This window comes from Pseudonocardia benzenivorans CB1190 (assembly GCF_000196675.2).
Lineage (GTDB): Bacteria > Actinomycetota > Actinomycetes > Mycobacteriales > Pseudonocardiaceae > Pseudonocardia > Pseudonocardia benzenivorans.
Genome location: NC_015312.1, coordinates 6612459 through 6629770, shown reverse-complemented (window position 1 = coordinate 6629770; position 17312 = coordinate 6612459). Strand labels below are relative to the sequence as shown.

General features: G+C 73.2%; 16 protein-coding genes. 10 read left to right on the top strand and 6 right to left on the bottom strand.

Going from position 1 to position 17312, the window contains the following annotated elements; genetic code table 11:
• Positions 1-23 precede the first annotated feature (23 nt).
• Positions 24-836: an ABC transporter permease gene (locus PSED_RS31430; protein WP_013678253.1), complete on the top strand. Its 813-nt coding sequence runs from the start codon at positions 24-26 to the stop codon at positions 834-836.
• An 86-nt stretch (positions 837-922) separates the two neighbouring features.
• On the opposite strand, the gene PSED_RS31425 is transcribed toward PSED_RS31430, so the two are convergent.
• Positions 923-1594, bottom strand: coding sequence for a GntR family transcriptional regulator (locus PSED_RS31425; protein ID WP_041760171.1), 672 nt, complete (start codon positions 1592-1594; stop codon positions 923-925).
• 404 nt (positions 1595-1998) lie between these two features.
• On the opposite strand from PSED_RS31425, the gene PSED_RS31420 reads away from it, so the two are divergent.
• Genes PSED_RS31420 through PSED_RS31395 form a run of 6 tightly spaced genes read left to right on the top strand, consistent with a single transcriptional unit; the run spans position 1999 to position 8941 of the window.
• The gene (locus PSED_RS31420) at positions 1999-3174 is read left to right on the top strand and encodes an ABC transporter substrate-binding protein (RefSeq protein WP_013678251.1); all 1176 of its coding nucleotides are present in this window, start codon (positions 1999-2001) and stop codon (positions 3172-3174) included.
• Position 3175: 1 nt separating this feature from the next.
• Entirely contained in the window at positions 3176-4057 is an 882-nt protein-coding gene (locus PSED_RS31415; RefSeq protein WP_013678250.1) for a branched-chain amino acid ABC transporter permease, read from the top strand.
• Positions 4054-5043 carry a branched-chain amino acid ABC transporter permease gene (locus PSED_RS31410; protein WP_013678249.1) on the top strand — a complete coding sequence of 330 codons (990 nt, stop codon included), beginning with the start codon at positions 4054-4056 and terminating at the stop codon, positions 5041-5043. Before PSED_RS31415 ends, PSED_RS31410 begins: the two co-directional genes overlap by 4 nt.
• Positions 5036-6667 carry an ATP-binding cassette domain-containing protein gene (locus PSED_RS31405; protein WP_013678248.1) on the top strand — a complete coding sequence of 544 codons (1632 nt, stop codon included), beginning with the start codon at positions 5036-5038 and terminating at the stop codon, positions 6665-6667. Before PSED_RS31410 ends, PSED_RS31405 begins: the two co-directional genes overlap by 8 nt.
• Positions 6664-8037 carry an LLM class flavin-dependent oxidoreductase gene (locus tag PSED_RS31400; protein WP_013678247.1) on the top strand — a complete coding sequence of 458 codons (1374 nt, stop codon included), beginning with the start codon at positions 6664-6666 and terminating at the stop codon, positions 8035-8037. The genes PSED_RS31405 and PSED_RS31400 overlap by 4 nt, the downstream gene beginning before the upstream one ends.
• Positions 8030-8941 carry a sulfurtransferase gene (locus PSED_RS31395; protein ID WP_013678246.1) on the top strand — a complete coding sequence of 304 codons (912 nt, stop codon included), beginning with the start codon at positions 8030-8032 and terminating at the stop codon, positions 8939-8941. Before PSED_RS31400 ends, PSED_RS31395 begins: the two co-directional genes overlap by 8 nt.
• A 56-nt stretch (positions 8942-8997) precedes the next feature.
• Here PSED_RS31395 and PSED_RS31390 read toward each other — a convergent pair whose 3' ends face one another.
• Positions 8998-9903, bottom strand: coding sequence for a YhjD/YihY/BrkB family envelope integrity protein (locus PSED_RS31390; protein WP_013678245.1), 906 nt, complete (start codon positions 9901-9903; stop codon positions 8998-9000).
• Positions 9904-10056: 153 nt separating this feature from the next.
• Between PSED_RS31390 and PSED_RS31385 the strand changes: the two genes are divergently transcribed.
• The 3 genes from PSED_RS31385 (at position 10057) to PSED_RS31375 (ending at position 13419) form a co-directional block, all read left to right on the top strand.
• Positions 10057-10494, top strand: a complete 438-nt coding sequence (locus PSED_RS31385) for a hypothetical protein (protein ID WP_013678244.1) — start codon at positions 10057-10059, stop codon at positions 10492-10494.
• A gap of 129 nt (positions 10495-10623) precedes the next feature.
• Positions 10624-11736, top strand: a complete 1113-nt coding sequence (locus PSED_RS31380; protein WP_013678243.1) for a flavin-containing monooxygenase — start codon at positions 10624-10626, stop codon at positions 11734-11736.
• A gap of 54 nt (positions 11737-11790) precedes the next feature.
• The gene (locus tag PSED_RS31375; protein ID WP_013678242.1) at positions 11791-13419 is read left to right on the top strand and encodes a helix-turn-helix transcriptional regulator; all 1629 of its coding nucleotides are present in this window, start codon (positions 11791-11793) and stop codon (positions 13417-13419) included.
• A gap of 28 nt (positions 13420-13447) precedes the next feature.
• Here PSED_RS31375 and PSED_RS31370 read toward each other — a convergent pair whose 3' ends face one another.
• The 4 genes from PSED_RS31370 to PSED_RS31355 form a co-directional block, all read right to left on the bottom strand.
• Positions 13448-14536 (bottom strand): hypothetical protein, encoded by a 1089-nt coding sequence (locus tag PSED_RS31370; protein WP_013678241.1) that lies wholly within the window; start codon positions 14534-14536, stop codon positions 13448-13450.
• Between the two features lie 371 nt (positions 14537-14907).
• Positions 14908-15804: a LysR family transcriptional regulator gene (locus PSED_RS31365; RefSeq protein ID WP_013678240.1), complete on the bottom strand. Its 897-nt coding sequence runs from the start codon at positions 15802-15804 to the stop codon at positions 14908-14910.
• A gap of 36 nt (positions 15805-15840) precedes the next feature.
• Positions 15841-16869: a CbbX protein gene (cbbX, locus tag PSED_RS31360; protein WP_013678239.1), complete on the bottom strand. Its 1029-nt coding sequence runs from the start codon at positions 16867-16869 to the stop codon at positions 15841-15843.
• Between the two features lie 3 nt (positions 16870-16872).
• Positions 16873-17298: a ribulose bisphosphate carboxylase small subunit gene (locus PSED_RS31355; RefSeq protein WP_013678238.1), complete on the bottom strand. Its 426-nt coding sequence runs from the start codon at positions 17296-17298 to the stop codon at positions 16873-16875.
• Positions 17299-17312: the final 14 nt, after the last annotated feature.

Genomic DNA, 17312 nt, shown 5'->3' with positions numbered 1-17312 from the left:
GAACTTCTTCCCGCGGAGGCGGCATGAGCACCGAGACGCTCTCCCCGCCTCCCGTCACACGTTCGTCGAAGCCGGGGCGGTCCTGGGCCTCGAAACTGGGGCTGCAACTCGTCGCGGTCGTCGTCGCCGTCGCGATCTGGTGGCTGATCACCACGGTCCTCGCCTCACCGACGTCGATGCTGCAGGACTTCGCGCCGCAGCACGCGATTCCCGCGATCGGTGCCCTCGCCGCCCAGGGGGTGCTGTTCCCCGACATCTGGACGAGCCTGTGGCGGCTGCTGGTCGGATTGTTGATCGCCGTCGTCCTCGGGGTCGTGACGGGCCTGGCGATCGGGACGTGGCAGAGCCTGGAGACCGCGTCGCGACCGGTGTTCCAGTTCCTGCGCATGGTGTCGCCGCTGTCGTGGGCGCCCGTCGCGATCGGCCTGTTCGGCATCGGCGACCGCCCGGTCTTCTTCCTCGTCGCGGCGGCTGCGGTGTGGCCGATCGTGCTCAACACCGCCGCGGGGGTCCGGTCGATCGACCAGGGCTTCCTGCTCGCCGCGCGGTCGCTGGGCGCGACGCCGGCCGAGACGCTGACGTCGGTCGTGCTGCCGGCGATCCGCCCGCACGTGCTCACGGGTCTGCGGCTCGCGCTCGGCATCGGCTGGGTCGTGCTGGTCCCGGCCGAGATGCTGGGCGTCACCTCGGGGCTGGGCTACGAGATCCTCAACTCCCGCGACCAGCTCGCCTACGACAAGGTCATGGCCGTCATCCTGGTGATCGGCCTGCTCGGCTCGCTCCTCGACGCGCTGGCCCGCCGCGCCCTGGGCACAGGCAACCGCCAGGCCGTCTGAGCTGTTCGGGCCCCTTCTCCCGAATGAACGGCACAGTCACGCAACTCGGTTGCGCGACTGTGCCGTTCGTTCGTGTGGAGTGGCGGTCAACCCTTGGCCAGCACCGCGAGGCGGGTCTCGCGGGTCCGGGTGAGGTGCGCGGCGACGGCGTCGCGTGCCGCGTCGGGGTCGCGGTCCGCGATCGCGTCCAGGATGTGGCGGTGCTCGTCGCAGGCGGCGTCGAGGCTGCCGGGCTGCAGCATCGGTGCGGGATCGAAGATCGTCAGCTGCGAGCACAGCCGGACCAGGGTGGACGCGATGGCCAGGTTGTGGCTGGCCGTCCACAGCACCTCGTGCCACTGCCGATGCAGGTCGGCGGCCACCGGGACGTCGGCCCCGACGGACTCCTGGTGCAGGTGCGTCAGGCGCGCGAGCTCGAGGTCCGTGCGACGCAGCGCGGCGCCCGCCGCCGCGGTCGACTCCAGCGCGATCCGCGCCTCGTAGATGTCGAGCACGTCCTCGGCACTGCCGACACGGACCCGGAAGCCGCGGCTCGCCCGCTCCACGAGCCCGTCGTGCTCGAGGCGGACCAGCGCGACCCGGATCGGGGTCCGCGAGACCTCGTAGCGGGTGCTCAGCGCCGTCTCCAGGAGCAGGTCGCCCGGGCGGATGGCGCCGTCGAGGATCTCCTGCCGCAGCAACCGGTACGGCCGACCGTCGGAGTCGGCGGCGCGACCCGTCGGCTCCGGATCCGTCCCCGCCTCCCCGTGCCGGCTCACCGGGGCATTGTGACAGATGATGCGCGCGCCGGCCGCAGCTGCTCGCCGTGACGTATCCGCGTGGATACACAGAGCACAGAAATTGGACAAAGCGTTGCCAACCGGATTCATCCTCTCCTAGAGTCCCGGGCCGTGGAGGTGACCGTGGTGCGCAGCGTCGGGCGACCCGCGCGCCCGTTCCGCCGGTGCCGCCTCGCCCACCACGGCTTCGCGCCGGGCGCGTCCTGTCGCCGGGCGCGCCCGCACCGCCGCTGATCACCCCTGTCCGGTGGCCGCGGCGCGGCCGCCCCGGTCTCGACCTCGACCGGACGGCCCCAGAGCGTGCGCGCCGCCGTCGCGTGTGTCCCCGACCGGCAGCAGGCAGCGGCCTCGACGGTCACCCTCCCCTCCGAAGGACGTCACCCGTGCGACCCCTCCGACGAACCGGCCTCGCGGCCGCCGTGCTGACGGCCGCGGCCGTCCTGGCCGCGTGCTCGACCGGCACCGACGCGTCCACCCAGCCCACGCCGGCGGCCGCCGCGCCCGGCAACGCCATCACGATCGGCATCGACCTGCCCCTGTCCGGTCCCTCGGCGGCCCCGGCCGAGAGCATGCGCAAGGGCTTCGAGCTCACGGCCAAGGAGATCAACGACGCGGGCGGGGTGAACGGCACCCCCATCGCGCTCGACATCCAGGACGACGCGGGCGATCCCACGACCGGCGTCGCGCTCGTCGACCGCTTCGTCCAGAACGGTGCGGTCGCCATCGCCGGCACCTACAACTCGCCGGTGGTCCTCGCGCAGTCCGACGCGGTCGCCCGCGCCCAGATCCCGCAGCTCGCCTTCGCGATCAGCTCCGCCATCACGAAGAAGAACAACCCGTGGGTCTTCCAGACCGGGCCCACCGACCTCGGCCAGATCGACGGCATCGTCGCCCGGCTCAAGAGCCAGGGCCTGACCAAGCCCGCGCTGCTGACCGACACGACGGCCTTCGGGGCGGGTGCGAAGCCGGTCCTGGAGCAGGGGCTCGCCGCCGCCGGGCTCACCCCGGTGCTGTCCGACACCTTCGCCGTCGACGCCACCGACCTGTCCGCGGTGCTGCTGAAGGCCAAGCAGTCCGGCGCCGACCACGTCATCGCCTGGACGGTCGGGCCGCCCTACGCGACCCTCGCCAAGGGCGCCGAGCAGGTCGGCCTCGGCCTGCCGATCGTCGGGACGGCCTCCGCGGCCGACCCCGCGGTCGCCCGCCTCGCCGGACCCGCCGCGACGAACATCTTCTTCCAGGACGCGGTGAACCGCGAGAAGCCACAGGTCAAGGCGATCGTCGAGAAGTGGTCCGGTGAGTTCGGCGGCACCGTGCCCAGCGACGCCCTCTCCGCCCACGACATCCTGACGGTCATCGTCGACGGAATCCGTGCGGTCGGCCCGGACCGGGCGAAGCTGCGCGACCACCTCGAGACCTACCGCAACCCGAACCTGCTGTCCGGACGGATCGGCAGTGTCTGGGAGTACAGCCCGACCAACCACGTCGGACTCGTCGGCGGCAACCTCGTGTGGAAGCAGTACGACAACGGCACCGTCCGGCTGGCCGACGGTTCCTGACATGACCCAGGCGGCGTACTTCGTGGTCATCGGGCTCGGCGTCGGTTCCGTGTACGCGCTGTCCGGGCTCGGGATCGTCACGCTGTTCGCCGGCTCCGGGTTGGCCAACTTCGCGCAGGGCGACTTCATGGTGCTCGGCGCACTGGTCGCGGTGAACGTGGTCGGCGCGGGATTCGGCTACCTGCCCGCGCTGGCCACCGCGGTCGTCGTGGTGGCGGCCGCCGGGCTCGTCCTCGGCGGCCTGTTCACCCTCCCGATGCGCCACCGCCGGGTCGACGTCGACGTCGTGATCATCGGGACGCTGGGGGTCGCGACCACGATGACGACCCTCAGCGGGATCTGGTTCGGACGCCAGCCACAGCGCCTCGACAGCCCGCTGGCCGGGGCGTTCATCCCGATCGGCGACCTGCAGGTCCCGGCGCACTACGCGCTGCTGCTCGCCGGCGCCGCGCTCGTCTTCGGCGCGGTCCACTGGTTCCACCGGCACACCGACGTCGGCCTGCAGCTGCGCGCGGTCGCGAGCAGCGTGCCCGCCGCGCGGGACGCGGGGGTGCGCGTCGGGCGCATGCTCGTCGTCGCCTGGACGATCGCCGCGCTCGTCGGCGGGGTCGCGGGGGTGCTCGTCGCCTCCGTCGTCCCGATCGCGCCGGAGGCCGCGCTGCCGTTGGGCGTCAACGGGTTCGCCGCCGCGATCATCGGCGGTCTCGCGAGCCCGGCAGGCGCGGTCGTGGGTGGTCTGCTGATCGGGGTGGCCGAGGCGCTCGCGGGCGGCTACCTCAACGACACGCTCAGGCAGGCCGTGGCCCCGGTCGTGCTGCTCGCGGTGCTGATCCTGCGCCCGGGTGGGCTGCTCGGCCGGACCCGAACGGTGCGTGTCGCATGACGGTCGTCGCATCCCCGCCCCGGCCGGCGCCGAGCGTGCGCACGACGCGGCACTGGCGGTGGACCCAGCCCGCGATCGTGCTGCTCGTCGGGGCGGTGGTGCTGCTGGTCGTCCGCCCGGGGCCGTTCGACCTGCGGGTCCTGACCCTGGTCGCGGCGTACGCGATCGCCGCGGTCGGCTTCAACGTCCTGGTCGGCTTCGCGGGCGTCGTCTCCATCGGCAACTCGCTGTTCCTCGCGGCGGGCGGCTACGCGTGGGCGATCCTGGCGGTGCCACGTGGACCGCTCGTCGCGCTGCTCGCCGGCGTCGTCGTCGCGGTCGTCATCGCCGTGCTGGCGGGGCTCGCGCTGCTGCGGCTGCGCGCCTACTACTTCGCCGTCGGCACCCTGGCGCTCGGCGCGCTGGGCACCGTGGTGATGCGGAACTGGACGTCGGTGACCAACGGTGACGCCGGCATCACCGGGGCCGGCTACCTCAAGCTCTTCGGTCTCACCGGGGTGTCGTCGATCTTCGCCGCGGCCGTCCTGCTGCTCGCGGTGTTCCTGTACCTGCAGGAGGCGCTGCGCACGTCGCCGCTCGGGCTCGCCATGATCGTCGGCCGGTTCGACCCGCCGGTCGCCGACGCCCTGGGCGTGAACGTGTCCCGGACCCGGGTCGCGGCGTTCGTGCTCAGCGCGGTCTCCGCCGCGGTCGGTGGGGCGCTGGTCGCGCAGCTCGCCGGCGGCGCCTTCCCCGACCAGTTCTCGACGACGGCGGCGATCAGCCTGCTGGTCATCCCGATCATCGGCGGGCGCGGCTGGCGGTGGGCCCCCGTCGTCGGCGCGATCGTGGTGATCGCCGCTCCCGAGTACCTGCGGTTCCTCGACGAGTACCGGCTCGCGGTGTACGGCGTGCTCGTCACGCTCGTCGCGCTCTTCCTGCCGGGCGGCATCCACCAGCTCGTCCGTGGTCTCGTCGCCCGGGTGGGACGGAGGCGTCATGGCTGACCGGACCACGCTCGACGCGCAGGGCCTCGCCGTCGCGTTCGGTGCGTTGCGGGCCGTCGACGGTGTCGACCTCGAGGTCGCCGAGGGGCAGTGCGTCGGCGTCGTCGGGGCGAACGGGGCGGGCAAGAGCACCCTGCTCAACCTGCTCAGCGGCGCCGTCCGGCCGGATGCCGGGACGGTCACCGTCGTCGAGAACGGACGTTCTCATCGGCTCGACGGCGCTCCGGGACGGGCCCGGGCCCGGCTGGGGATCGTGCGGATGTTCCAGACGGCGCGTCTCGTCCCCGACCTGAGCGCGCGGGAGAACGTCGAACTGGGCGTGCCCGCGCCACGCGGGGCCTGGCTGGAGGCGCTCGGCCTGCCGACGAGCCGCCGCCGGGCGGGTGCGCGGCGCCGCGCCGCCGAGGACGCGTTGGCCCGCGTCGGTCTGGCGGACAGGGCCGGGATGCGGGCGGGCGAGCTCAGCCTCGGGCAGCAACGGCTGGTCGAGATGGCCAGGAGCCTCGCGTCCGGTGCGCGGATCCTGCTGCTCGACGAGCCGTTCTCCGGCCTGTCACGGACCGCCCGCGAGGTCGTCGCGTCGCTCGTCGCGAACCTGCGTGACGACGGGGTCGGGGTCCTGCTCGTCGAGCACGACCTGGCGCAGGTCCGGCTGCTGGCCGACCGCGTCGTCGTCCTCGACGCGGGACGGGTCCTCGCGGCGGGACCGGTCGAGGAGACCCTCGCCGACCCGGAGGTCGTCCGCCGCTACATCGGCGACATCGAGCTGGAGATCGGCGGCGGCCTCGACGACGCGCGTCCGTCGCGTCCGCCCGTGGCGGCACCCACCCCGGTGTCCGCGCCGCCCGACCTGCACGCCGACCGCACGGCCGTCCTGGAGGTCCGCGACCTGCGGGTCTTCTACGGTGCGGTGCCTGCGGTCGACCGCGTCGAGCTGACGGTCGCCGCGGGCGACGGGCTCGGGATCGTCGGGCCGAACGGGGCCGGGAAGTCGACGGTGCTGCGCGGCGTCGCCGGGCTGCTCACCGCGACCGGCAGCGTCCGGCTGGCCGGGGAACGGCTCGACGGCACCGCGACCCCGCACCGGTTCCGGCACGGGCTGGGGTTCGTCCCCCAGACGCTCACCGCCGTCGTCGACCTGTCCGTCGAGGAGAACCTGCGGCTCGGCTGGCTCGCCGGCTCCCGGGCACAGTCGTTCGCGGAGGCGATGGAGCGGGTCGGCGACCTGTTCGGCGAGATCGCGGACCGGCGCAAGGACCCCGCGGGGGCACTCTCGGGCGGACAGCGCCAGATGCTCGCCATCGCGCGGGCGCTGGTGGCCGGACCACGCGTCGTGCTGCTGGACGAGCCGACCGCGGGCCTGGCGCCCGTGCTCGTCGCTCCCTTCGCCGACGCGCTCGCCAGGCTGCGCGCCGACGGCGTCGCGGTCGTCGTCGTCGAGCACAACCTCGGCCTCGTGCGGGCGACGTGCTCGACGATCCTCGGCCTGCGCGCGGGTGCCCCGGTCTGGAGCGGACCCACCGAACGTTTCGACGGCGCCGCCGCGCACGAGGTCTTCCTCGCCGCGACCGCCCCGGCCCGCACCGGGCCGTCGCTCATCGAGGAGGAGCACCTCTCGTCATGACCAGCAACCGACGGATCATGCTCAACGGCTTCAAGTCCGCGACGATCGGCCACACCGCGCTCGGCCTGTGGACCCACCCCGACAACGCGGTGCGCGACTACGGGCGCCTGGACTACTGGACCGGCATCGCGCGCACGCTGGAGCGCGGCTGCTTCGACGCCCTGTTCATCGCCGACGCGCAGGGCGTCATCGACGTCTACCAGGGCTCCACCGACGTCACCCTGCGCGAGGCGCTCGGCATCCCGATCATCGACCCGATGCTGCTCGTCTCGGCGATGGCGGCGGCGACCGAGCACCTCGGGTTCGCGGTCACGGCGTCGACGACGTACGAGAAGCCGTTCGACCTGGCCCGCAAGTTCGCGACGCTCGACCTCGTGACCGGCGGGCGCGTCGGGTGGAACATCGTCACGTCGTCGTCGCGCAGCGAGGCGGAGAACTTCGGGATGTCGAAGCCGATCCCGCACGACGAGCGGTACCGCATCGCCGACGAGTTCATGGACGTCGTGTACAAGCTGTGGGAGAGCAGCTGGGACGACGACGCCGTCGTGCACGACCGCGAGCGGCGCGTCTTCGTCGACCCCGCGAAGGTCCGCCGGATCGAGCACCACGGGAAGTACTTCGACGTGCCCGGGATCTTCATCTGCGAGCCGTCCCCGCAGCGCACCCCGGCGCTCTACCAGGCCGGCAGCTCCACCGCGGGCATCGCGTTCGCCGCCCGGCACGCCGAGGGCGTGTTCGTCTCGTTCCCGCGGATGGACATGGTCCGCGACGCCGTGCGCACGCTGCGCGCCGCGGCCGTGGAGGCCGGCCGGCCACCCGGGGACCTGAAGGTGTTCCCGCTCTCGACGGTCGTCACCGCCGAGACCGACGAGCTGGCCTGGGAGAAGTACCACGAGTACCGGGCGCACAGCCGGTCCGAGGCGAACCTGGCCCGGTTCAGCGCGCTGGTGCACGTCGACATGGCGGCGCTGGATCCCGACGAGCCGCTGGAGTACGTCGAGAGCGACGGGATCCAGGGCTCGTTGTCGGTGTTCACCAAGGCCGACCCGACCCGGAAGTGGACGCCGCGGGAGATCGGGGAGTTCCTCAGCGTGTCGAGCATGGGCGCGCTGTTCGTCGGGTCCCCCACCACGGTCGCCGACCAGCTCGAGGAGTGGGTCGAGCAGGCCGACGTCGACGGCTTCAACATCTCCGACACGCTCTCGTCGGTGACGTTCCCCGACTTCGTCGACCTCGTGGTCCCGGAGCTGCGGCGGCGGGGCCGGGTGTGGAGCTCCTACGAGGGGGCGACGTTCCGCGAGCACCTCTACGGGCCGGGCCACGCCCGGACCATGCCGGGACACCCCGCGACGGAGTACCGCCGTGGCTGAGAGCCGGGACCGCGGACCGGGCACCCGGCCGACCCTCGACCCGTCGGAGCTCGCCGCGCTGGCCGACGACGTCGCGGCAGGCGACGTCGTCGTCCTCGACGCGACCGCCCAGCTGGGTCCGCCGACCCCGCAGCGGCGTTACCCGCTGGACTCCGGCGCCGCGCTGTGGGAGGCCGCGCACATCCCGGGCTCGCGCCACGTCGACCTCGTCGACGCGCTGTCCGATCCCGGTGCGGGCTTCCACCTGTCGGTCGCCGCCGCACCGCGGATGGGGGCGGCGCTCGCCGCGGTCGGCGTGCGGCCCGGCGCGCGCGTCGTCTGCTACGACTCCGGCGACGGGTCCTGGGCCGCTCGCCTGTGGTGGATCCTGCGCGGCTTCGACGTGCCCGCGTCCGTCCTCGACGGTGGCCTGGCGGCGTGGCGGGCGGCCGGGTTCGACGTCGTGAGCGGGCCCGCGGAACCCGTCGCCGATCCATCCGCCCCGCTCGTGCTGCCGGGCACCGCCCGCGGCTGGGCGACGATCGACGACGTGCGGACGGTCGTCGACGGGGGACCGGGCACCCTGGTGTGCGCGCTCGGGGAAGGCCAGTTCGCCGGGGTCGAGCCCACCCGGTACCCCCGGCCGGGTCACATCCCGGGCAGCGTCAACCTGCCCGCGCACCGCGTCCGGGACGAGGCCGGCCGGCTCGCCGACGCCGACCTCGTCCGGGCCGTCGCCGAACCCGTCCTCGGTCCGCCGGGCCCGCAACCGATCACGCTCTACTGCGGCATGGGGGTCTCCGCGGCGGGGCTCGCACTGGGCCTCGTCGGCGCCGGGTACACCGGGCTGAGGATCTACGACGGTTCGCTCGAGGAGTGGACCGCCGACCCCGAGCGGCCGCTCGACACGGGCGGAGCCTCCTGACGTCCCGACGTCGGTGGTCAGCGCGCCGGCCGTGCCCGGCGGGAACGCGCGGCGCTCTACGGACCAGGACCCGACACGGCGGGCTCCGCGGTGGCCAGCCACGCCGCCAGGGACAGGACGATGCGGGCACCGGCGAACAGGAAGGCCAGCCCGGCGAGCAGGCCGCCGAACACGACACCGCCGACCGAGCCCGCGGTGGCGCCGATCGTCAGTGTGGTCACGACGGTGAGGGCCTCGATCAGCAGTGCCCCGATCGCCGCGACCGGCGCGACGGTCCGCAACGGCAGCGTGTGTCCCGGGAGCCTGCCGAGCAGCCAGACGAGCACGCCCCAGCCGATCGCCCACCCCAGCACGACGCCGACCCCGGAGACCAGGGCGTACGCGGCGGCGTGGTCGGCGAGCCCGACGAGGCGGAGGACCGCGCCGAGCCCGCCGGTGGCGCTGACCATGAGCGCCATGGACGTCGACACGGCAATGATCAGGGCCAGTAGCGAGAGGAGGTCGCGCAGGACCCGGCGCACCGACGCGGGCGGGCGCGGCGGCATCTCCCACATCGCGGCCAGTGCCTCACGGAGCACCGTGACCCAGGTCTTCCCGGCCCAGACCGCGGCCACCGTCCCGATCGACGCGACGGGTGCCCGGCTCGTCACGGCACTCTCGACGACGGGTCCGACGGCCGCGGCCACCGGGGCCGGGAACCCGCCGAGGACCCACGACTCCAGGTCGGCCACGAGCTCGGGGCGCAGCCACAGCAGGAAGCCCGCGGCGGAGAACAGCACCATCAGCAGCGGCACCGCCGCGACGACGGTGGTGAACGCGACGGCCGAGGCCAGGTGGTTGCCCCGCTGCGCGAAGTAGCGGCGACCGGTGCGGCGCAGGTGGTCCAGCGCCGGCCACCGGTCGCGCAGCCCGGTGGCCCGCTGCCGCAGCAGGCGGGCGGTTCCGCGGACGGCTCCGGTCATCGTGGAGCGCGAGCCTAGGTCGTGATCTCGCCGGTGGCGAGGCGGACGGCATATCGTCCTTCCCGGGTCGCGCGTGACGTGGCCCGCAACTCGACCACGGGTCGCCGACCGCCGGGGTGCCGGGACGCGACCACGAGACGGTGGTGGTGACCCATGGCCGAGCAGGCCGACACGCGCCTGTCGCGTGTGGACGGTGCCGTCGTCGGGGCGGTGGTGGACCTGTTCGTCTACACGGTCGTCCTGAACCTCTTCGTCGAGTACCTCCCGGGCGTGATCAGCGAGACCTTCACGCTGTCCCTGCTCACGGCGGTACTGCTGAAGGTGGTCCTCGAGGTCGTCCTCGTGGCCAAGAAGCGGGTCGTCGGGCGGTTCCGGGCCGCGTCGACACGCACCGGCAAGGTCGTCGCCGGGGTCATGGTCTGGGCCGTGGCGTTCGGGAGCAAGTTCCTCGTGCTGGAGGCGGTCGATCTCGTCTTCGGAGACCGGGTCGGCCTCGGCGGCTTCTTCTCGGTGACGCTGCTCGTCGTGACCCTCCTGCTCGCCAGGGCGGCGGTCCGCCTCCTGCTGGAGCGCGCCCCGCGCGACGGCTGAACGACTCGGCGGCCCGGACGGGATGCGTCGATCGACCCATCGGCCGCCCGCCGCGGTTGGGCATCGTGCCCGATGCTCACGCACCCCGCGCGCTCCTAGCGTCCCCCGGCGAGACGAAGGAGGCGTGCCGTGAACACCCAACACATCGAGACCCTCATCATCGGCGCCGGTCAGGCCGGGCTCGCCACGGGCTGGCAGCTGCGTCGTCGCGGCCGGGAGTTCCTGATCGTCGACGGGAACGACCGGGTCGGTGACAACTGGCGGCAGCAGTGGGACACCCTCACGCTCTACACGCCCGTGAAGTACAACGGGCTGCCCGGCCTGCCGTTCCCTGGCGAGCCCTGGTCCTGTCCCGGCAAGGACGACGTGGCCGACTACCTGGAGCAGTACGCGCTGCACGCGGATCTCCCGGTCCGCACGAAGACGAGGGTCGACCGGCTGGAGGCCCGGGACGGCGGCGGGTTCGTCGCCCACCTCGGCGCCGAGACGATCACGTGCGACAACGTCGTCGTGGCCACCGGGACGTTCGGGCGCACACCCGACGTACCGGCCTTCGCGCGGGAGCTGGACCCGGCGATCCGGCAGCTGCACTCGAGCCGGTACCGCCGCCCCGCCCAGCTCGCCGCCGGACCGACGCTGGTGGTCGGGGCGTCCCATTCCGGTTGCGACGTCGCCCTCGAGGTCGCGGCCGACCGGCCCACGATCCTGGTCGGCCGTGACTGCGGGCAGATCCCGCTGGAGTGGAACTCGCGACGGATCCGGCTGGCGTTCCCGGTGCTGCTGTTCGTGTGGCGGCACGTGCTCACCCGGCGCACGCCGATGGGACGCAAGGAGATGCACGAGGAGCGCAAGCACGGGGGCCCGATGCTGCGGGTCAAGCGCCACCATCTCGCCGCACGCGGGGTGGAGCGGATCGAGGGCCGCGTGACGGGCGTCGTGGACGGGAAGCCGCAGCTCGACGACGGTCGCGTGCTCGACGTGGCGAACGTGGTGTGGTGCACCGGTTTCCGACAGGTGTTCGACTGGATCGACCTGCCGGTGTTCGGGGAGGACGGTTGGCCCGCGGAGTACCGCGGGGTCGTCGAGGCGGCACCGGGGCTGTTCTTCTGCGGCCTGTCGTTCCAGTACGCGTTCAGCTCGATGATCCTGCCGGGCGTCGGCCGCGACGCCGGGTACGTCGCCAGGGCGATCGCGGAACGCAGCCGGAACCGCAGCCCGGTCGCCGCACGAACCGCGGGATGAGTCGACATCCGACGTGGTTCACGTCACCATCGTCGGTGGCGGAGATGATGCGCGATGGGCGTGGTCGACGAGCTGATCCGGGCCCGCGAGGCCTTCGAGCGCCGCGACTGGGTGGCGGCGTACGGCGGGCTGTCCGACGCCGGTGACAGGGAGTTGTCGGCCGACGACTTCGCGGCACTGGCCACCGTCGCCCACCTGCTCGGTCGGCGCAACGACTGCATCCAGGCGCTGCAGCGGGCCTTCCAGGCCAACCTGGACCGGGCGGATTCGCCGGCCGCGGTGCGCTCTGCGCTCTGGTTGGCGACCGTGCTGTTCCTCGGTGGGGAGATCGCGATCGCGAACGCGTGGGTCGGCCGCGCCGAACGCCTGCTCGACGACGTGGACGGCGACGTCGTCGAGCGCGGGTACCTGTTCGAGATGATGTTCTTCGGCCACGTCGTCGCCGGTAGGTTCGACGAGGCGTTCGTCGTCGGGCCCCGGGTGGTCGAGTACGGGCGGCGCTTCCACGATCCCGACCTCCTCGCGTTGGGCCTGCACGGCGAGGGCCGGATGGCGATCTACTCCGGACGCGTCGCCGACGGGCTGCGGCTGCTGGACGAGGCGATGGTGGGTGTGGTGGCAGGTGAGGTGTCGCCCATCTACGCCGGCATCGTCTACTGCTCGGTGATCGAGGCCTGTCAGGAGATCTCCGATTTCGGCCGGGCAGGCGAGTGGACCCATGCCCTCACCACGTGGTGCGACGCCCAGCCCGGTCTGGTCGCCTTCACCGGGCAGTGTGCGGTGCACCGGGGGCAGCTGATGCGGCTGCACGGCGCGTACGAGGACGCGCTGGACGAGTTCGAGCGGGCGACGCGCAGGTACGCGGAGGCGGGCGGGCACCCCGCGGTCGGCCTCACCCACCGCGAACGCGGCGACGTGCTGCGCATCCTCGGGGACTACGACGCCGCGGAGGACGCCTACCTGGAGGCGGTGCGGCTCGGGAACGAGGCGCAGCCCGGGCGGGCGCTGCTGTGGCTCGCGCGCGGCCGGACCGAGCCTGCGGTGGCGACGATGCGTCGGCTGCTGGCCGAGCAGCGTTCGCCGGTCCACCGCTCCGGCCTGCTCGCGGCCGCGGTCGACGTCCTGGTCGACGGCGGCGCGGCCGACGAGGCCGAACCCCTGGCGCAGGAGCTGACGGCCATCGGGGACTCCTTCGGATGCTCGGCCCTCCAGGCGGCGGCCTGCCACGCCGTGGGCACGGTCGCGCTGGCGCGTGCGGACCCGGCCACGGCGCTGGGCGCGGCGCGCCGGGCCGCCGGCGGCTGGGCCCGCCTGGTGGCCCCGTACGACCTGGCGCGGAGCAGGGTGCTGATCGGACGGGCGCTGGCGCTGCTCGGCGACGAGGAGTCGGCCGCGGCCGAGCTCACGGCCGCGCGGAACGCCTTCGCCGAGCTCGGCGCGGGACCGGCCGAGCAGGAGGCCGCGGAACTGCTGGGCCGCAGCGCGGTCCCCGGCGGGCTGAGCCCTCGCGAGCTCGAGGTCCTCCGGCTCGTGGCGGCGGGCAGGAGCAATGCGGAGATCGCGGCGGAACTGGTCATCGCCGAGAAGACCGTGGCGCGGCACCTGTCCAACATGTTCGTCAAGCTGGACGTCGGCAGCCGGACCGCCGCTGCCGCGTTCGCGTTCGAGCACCGGCTGCTGTGAGGCCGGCACGCCCGCGGCCGGGAGGCTCTCAGCGACGCCCGGCGCGGGCCTCGGCCGCCAGGCCGGCCGCGGCGCGGTGCAGGTCCAGGAGCGCGGGGACCGATTCGGGGGCCCGACGACCCAACCCGCACTCGGTGCCGACGCCGAACTCGGTCGTGGTCGCGCGGCGCGCGGCGGCGATCCGGCGCGCCGCCCCGTCGAGACCGTCCGTGGCGTGCACCAGCCCGAGGAAGAGCTCGGTGGCGCCGTCGAGCTCGAGATCCCGCAACGGCGCGAAGTACGCGTCGTCGTCGCGGGATCGCGGCACGGGCATGTGCACCCAGTCGATCCGACGCGGGACGCCGCGCCGCACCGCGGTGCACAGATCGACCAGAATCCGCATGTCGGCGGGTTCGACGAAGTGCTGGTGGCCGAGATCGCCGTAGCAGAAGTGGAACCCGAGCTGGACGTCGTCCGGAACCGCGGCACCGACGGCGGCCACCCGGTCGACGACCTCCCGCTCGACGTCCTCGCCGAACACCGAGGGCCACGCGCGCTCGATCAGGGCGAGCTCGGGCGCGACGTCCCACTGCACCGCGAGCCGCTCGTGCGGGACGGCCGCGCAGATCGCGTCCAGCTCGCGCAGCATGGCGGCCCGGTAGGCGGGCTCGGCGCGGAGGTGGTCGCGCTCGTCGACGAACAGCAGCAGCGGCGCGAGGGGTGTGGGCAGGCAGACCTGGAACCGGACCCCGGCACCGATCTCCCCGGCGTCCTGCATCGCGCTGAAGACCTTCCAGGAGTCCAGCGCGGCCCGGGCGTAACCGAGGTCGCCGAAGGTCAGGCGCGCGGGATCGGCGCCGTCCCTGAGCCGGAACACCGGGACCTCGTAGTCCTCGCTCTCGGCCCGGATCGCCTTCTCGACGTCGTCGGCGCTCTCGGCCCCGGGGCGCGGCGCCATGACGAAGTCGGGGTGGTTCTGCAACAGCGGGAGCTGGAAGCCGACCCAGCCCGTGCGGTCGCCGGTCTCGCCGTCGGGAAGGCGACCGATCAGGTCCCCCAGTGCGGTGGTGGCAGCGCGGAAGACCGCCTCGGTGGACTCCAGCGGGACACTTCCGACCAGGTGGACCCCTGCAGACATCGTCGTCTCCTCTCGGGCTGGTACGCGTGGAGATCTCCGCCGGCACGCGCGCCCCGGGTCGCGCCGCGATCGTGCGGGATGTGCCGTGGCGGTCGGGCCGCTGCCGGCCCGCTCGGGACCATGAAGATGTGAGCCCGTCGGTGGGCGGGATCGTGCGGCCGGTTCGTCGAGCCGCCTCCGGCCGCCGGCTGCGGCCGTTGCAGCGGGGAACACGATATTCCGCAGTTCATTTCTCTGTCAACGATCGTTGCCGTGGCGAACCGGCTGCCGAGCGTAACGATCTACGTGCGGGTTTCACGGAGCGAGAACGTGACGAAACAATGATCGACAATTTCGTCACGAGCGGTGGGCCGCCCGGTCCCGCCCGCAGGTCAGTCGTCGCCCGCCGGCCGGTCGGCCGGCCGCCAGCCCAGGTCGCGGTGCGTCAGCAGATGCCGCACGAGCAGGTTCGTCGCGGCGGTCGCCGTCGGCTGGCTCACCACGTGCCACGCGCGTTGCATCGGCGTGCCGGGCACCGGCAGCTCGACGAGCGCGCCCGACTCCAGATGGCGCCGCACCGACTGCCGCGACACCAGCGTCACGCCCAGGCCGGCGACGGCCCCGGCGACGACGGCGCCGTGCGACCCGAGGGACAGCTGCGGGGGAGCGACGTCGAGGGTGTCGAGCAGCGACACCGCGGTCGCGCGGATGCCCGAACCCCTCTCGCGCTGCAACCACGTGGTGTGGCCGGGGTCGAAGTCGTCGCGCAGCGCCGGCGGCCCGACGACGACGAGCGTGTTCGGGCTGACGGCCCGGACCCGTGCGTCGAGCCCGTCGGGCGGGCGGCCCGCGACGACGAGGTCGACCTCGTGCGCGGCGAGCATCGGCCACACCACCCCGCGCGGGCCGACCTCCAGGCCCAGCGCGACGTGCGGGTAGCGGCTGCGGAACGACGTCAGCAGCGCGGGGAGCATGTGCTCGCCCGCGGTGGTCACCGCCGCGATGCGGACGGTGCCGTGCTCGGGGTCCGCCTCGCCCCGGGCTGCGGTGACGGCCTCGGCGTGCAGTCCGAGGATGCGGCGGGCGTAGTCGGCGTAGCGCTCGCCCGCGGGGGTGAGCCGCACGCCGCGCCCGTCGCGGTCGACGAGCGGAACCCCGATCTCGGCGGCGAGCGCGGAGATCGCCGAGGACACCGACGACTCGGTGACGACGAGCCGCTGTGCCGCTGCGCGGACCGAGCCGGTCGCGGCCAGCTCGACCAGGGCACGCAGGCGTGCGTTCGTCGTCACCGAGTCATCATGGCAATCGTGCGGGACGCAGGGGGATCAGCCCCTGACGCCGAACTCCTCGGCCGTCAGCACCTCGTCGGGGGCGGTGTCGAAGACCCGGCTCGCGAGCAGGTCGGACGCCTCGATCGTGGTGAGGGCCTTGAGGTCGACCTTGGCGTCGCCGGTCTCCAGCAGGCGCTTGGCCTGCCGCAGACGGGCCCGCTCCACGGCGTTGCGCACGCTGCGGGCGTTGGCGAACCAGGGCTGACCGACACGTCGTTCCAGGTAGCGGTTGAGCACCTCACGTGCCTCTGCGGAGAAGGTGTAGCCGATGTCCTCGGTCATCAGGACACCGATCTGCTCCAGCTCCGGGACCGTGTAGTCCGGGAACGTGACGTGGTGCGCCACCCGGGACTGCATGCCCGGGTTGGCGGCGAAGAACGTGTCCATCCGGTCCTTGTAGCCGGCCAGGATCACGACGAGGTCGTCGCGGTTGTTCTCCATGACCTGCAACAGGATCTCGATGGACTCGCCGCCGTAGTCGCGCTCGTTCTCGACCTTGTAGAGGTAGTACGCCTCGTCGATGAACAGCACGCCGCCCATGGCCCGCTTGATGACCTCTTTGGTCTTCGGCGCGGTGTGGCCGACGTACTCGCCCACCAGGTCGTCACGGGTGACCGCGACCAGGTGGCCGCGCCGCAGGTAGCCGAGCCGGTGGAGCAGGTCGGCCATCCGCATCGCGACCGTGGTCTTGCCGGTGCCCGGGTTGCCGGTGAAGCTCATGTGCAGGGTCGGCTGCGGGGCGGTGATGCCGAACCTCGCCCGGGTGCGGTCGACCAGCAGCAGCGCGGCGATCTCCGCGATGCGCGTCTTCACCGGTGCCAGCCCGACGAGCTCCCGGTCGAGTTTGCCGAGGACCTCGTCGATCCCCGACTCCGCACGGAGCGCGGCCAGGTCGACCACGGTGTCGGGCGGGAGGTGCTCGACCGCGGGCTCGTCGGAGACGTCCGGCTCCAGCTGCGGACCGGATCCCGCTCCCGGGGTGAATCCGAAGGACTTGCGGTCGGTATCGGTTCCGGTCGGCACGGCTCAGCCCTGGGTGTAGCGGTCGCCGACCGGGCGCTCGGTCGCGTACGAGTGCGTCGTGTAGCCGATCGCGCGACCCCTGCCCTCCGCGCGGTCCAGGCGGAAGCCGGGCTCCTCGGCGGGACGCTGCACGATGAACGACAGGGCGGTCGTCTGCCGGCCGAGGCTCGCGTCGTAGGCGTTGAGCCGCACGTAGGCGTTCGGGTTCGCCGCCCGGCAGGCGTTGACCTCCATCAGCACGCCCGCCGGGTCCCTCAGGTCGAACATCGGCAGCCCCCACATCTCCCAGTACGTGTTGCGGGGGTGCGGGTCGTCGGTGAACTCGACCGACAGCGGCCAGTCGTTGGTCAGCGCGTAGTTGATCTGGGCGGTGATCTCCTCGTCGGTGAAGTCGGGGAGATACGAGAAGGTGCCCTGCGTGATCCGCATCGTCGTGGCTCCGA